Origin of the sequence: Rhizobium favelukesii, from assembly GCF_000577275.2 — a bacterium.
In the GTDB taxonomy this organism is placed as follows: Bacteria; Pseudomonadota; Alphaproteobacteria; order Rhizobiales; family Rhizobiaceae; genus Rhizobium; species Rhizobium favelukesii.
On the sequence record NZ_CBYB010000049.1, the window covers coordinates 1 to 2,093 of the forward strand.

1 protein-coding gene and 1 pseudogene are annotated in these 2,093 nt (G+C 55.6%); both read right to left on the reverse strand.

The window, feature by feature from the left end; all coding sequences use genetic code 11:
- Positions 1-5: 5 nt before the first annotated feature.
- Positions 6-638, reverse strand: a pseudogene (locus tag LPU83_RS37945) (sigma factor-like helix-turn-helix DNA-binding protein); the annotation flags it as partial.
- Positions 639-930: 292 nt separating this feature from the next.
- Positions 931-1,968 carry an IS110 family RNA-guided transposase gene (locus LPU83_RS37950; protein ID WP_024319247.1) on the reverse strand — a complete coding sequence of 346 codons (1,038 nt, stop codon included), beginning with the start codon at positions 1,966-1,968 and terminating at the stop codon, positions 931-933.
- Positions 1,969-2,093 lie beyond the last annotated feature (125 nt).

Sequence of the window (2,093 nt, forward strand, 5' to 3'; positions counted from 1 at the left end):
TGCTATACACCACCGAAGTAACTGAAGGCCCGTTGGTTCGCCTCGATCCAATCGGGCAGCTTTTGGCTGAAGCTGGCATAAGAGAATGTCAACTGTGACGCGCTCAGCACTGCCACATAGATCTGCGCCGCGCGGATCTCTCCAGTAGATGGGTCGATGATCGGGATCGTATGGCCGGCATAGTCGCATTCCATCGCCACGCCACCAACGTGACGGCTGCGATAGGTGGGTTTGGCCCGGTTTTCGTGATCGGCAAACCGGCAGCAAAACCACGTATAGCCGTAGCCATCCGGATGGGCTTCCCGGTATTCCTGCCATAGCAGATTGAGCGTCACGCCCTTGCGCTTCAGTTCGCTGGCCACCTTCGGCCAATTCGGCTCGTCGGTATCGCGCGGAGGTCGCCCCATTCGGCGGAATAGTCGTTGCTCGAGAACTTCGTCCTCGTCCAGGCCTGGTGGAAGCGGCCAGACCGCAAGCCCGGCTTCCCGCGCCCGCAGCAGATACGTCGAAACCGACGTCTTGCTCATCTTCAGCCGTTCAGAAACGGCGCGTATCGACAATCCCTGCTCGAACGTCAACCGCAGGATCGACCGGATATCCTTCACGTCGGTATGTCTCGCTTGCTTCCGTCTGGGCATCATGTCCTCGCTCAAAACACGAGGGCAAAGTGCCAGATCGGCGCTCACGAAAATCGATCTAAATCCGCCGCTATGCCTGTCCGCGACTTAGTGAAATCGCTGTCCCGTACTTACTGAAATCGGTGTCCGCGACTTACTGAAATCCCTGTCCGGGACTTTGTGAAACCCGCAGCAATAAACGACCGTACCAAGACAACCACGCGAACTCACCCCATCCGTCGTCCTGCGAAGGACATCTTTCCACCGGCGGCGGAACCTTGTCTCCTTTTGTTCTTGTCACCTTGGTTGCTAATTACGCAGCACCAGGCAAGCTCTCCCGTGTCCAACAGAATTCGGTTCCGTCACTCCACATGCGATGCATGATTACAGCAAGCCGTCGGGCCAAGGCTACAACCGCCTTTTGCCTGCCGCGGCGTTTGGCGATATTCATCGCCCACGCTTTTAGCCACGACCATTTCTTAACGTTTACAAGCAGAACTTGCGCTGCTTCGTACAGCAGGGATCGCATCATTGCGTCACCGCAACAGGATACTCGCCCGACCCGTTTGCTTTCACCAGACTCGTTCAGTTTCGGCGTTAGCCCGAGCACAGAACCGACCGCCTTTGAATGTGCAAACCGGCCAGGAATATCGATGGTTGCCGTATAGGTGAGAGCGACAACCGGGCCGACACCAGGGATCGTCGTCAATCGGCGACAGACTTCATCGTCGCGGACCAAATCCAAAACCTTCTTGTGCAGCTTGGTGAACTCGTCGCGCAGCAGTTTGCGTGCAGCCAACAATGGCTGCATGATTTCGTGTAGATCAGGCCTGTCTTCGACGAGCTCATTGATCCGCTCCTCGAATTTGATCTTGCCGACCAATCCGACTTTCAGACCGAAGTTGCGCAACAATCCGCGAATATCATTCGCGATGGCGATGGCTTTTTCCTGCAAGAGTTTGCGCGCGGTCAGCAATGCCCGGTGCTTCTGGCTCGTCAGCGTCTTCACATGCACAGGCCGGTAGAGATTGACGCGCATCATCTGGGCCATGCCACGCGCATCGTTGCGGTCCGTCTTATTCGGTTGGGCTTTCAAAAATGCCTTGGCATGCCTGGTCTCGATGCAGATCACCGGCAATCCTGCCTTGGCAAGTCCTTCATAAAGCCATTGCGACAGTGGTCCGGCTTCAAGACCGATCCGCTCAATCTGCCACTTCGGATCCTTGATCACCGAGATCAAATCCTCAGGGTGAGTGGCAACTTTCGTCTCCCGGCAAATCTTGCCTGTCTCATCAACAATGCAGACCGCGGTCTCTCTCACCGATACATCCAGTGCACAATAGTGTTTCATGCTGCGCTTCTCCCTTTGATGTTTGAGGCTGTTGAAAGACATGACCTCGTTTTACCATCAGCCAGAAGCGCAGCACCGCAATCCACAATGGTCAACGCTGAGACGCAAAGCCGAATATCCCATCT

Excerpts from the sequence above, each read along its gene's own strand:
- LPU83_RS37950 (WP_024319247.1), bottom strand. The coding sequence starts at position 1,968 with ATGAAACACTATTGTGCACTGGATGTATCGGTGAGAGAGACCGCGGTC.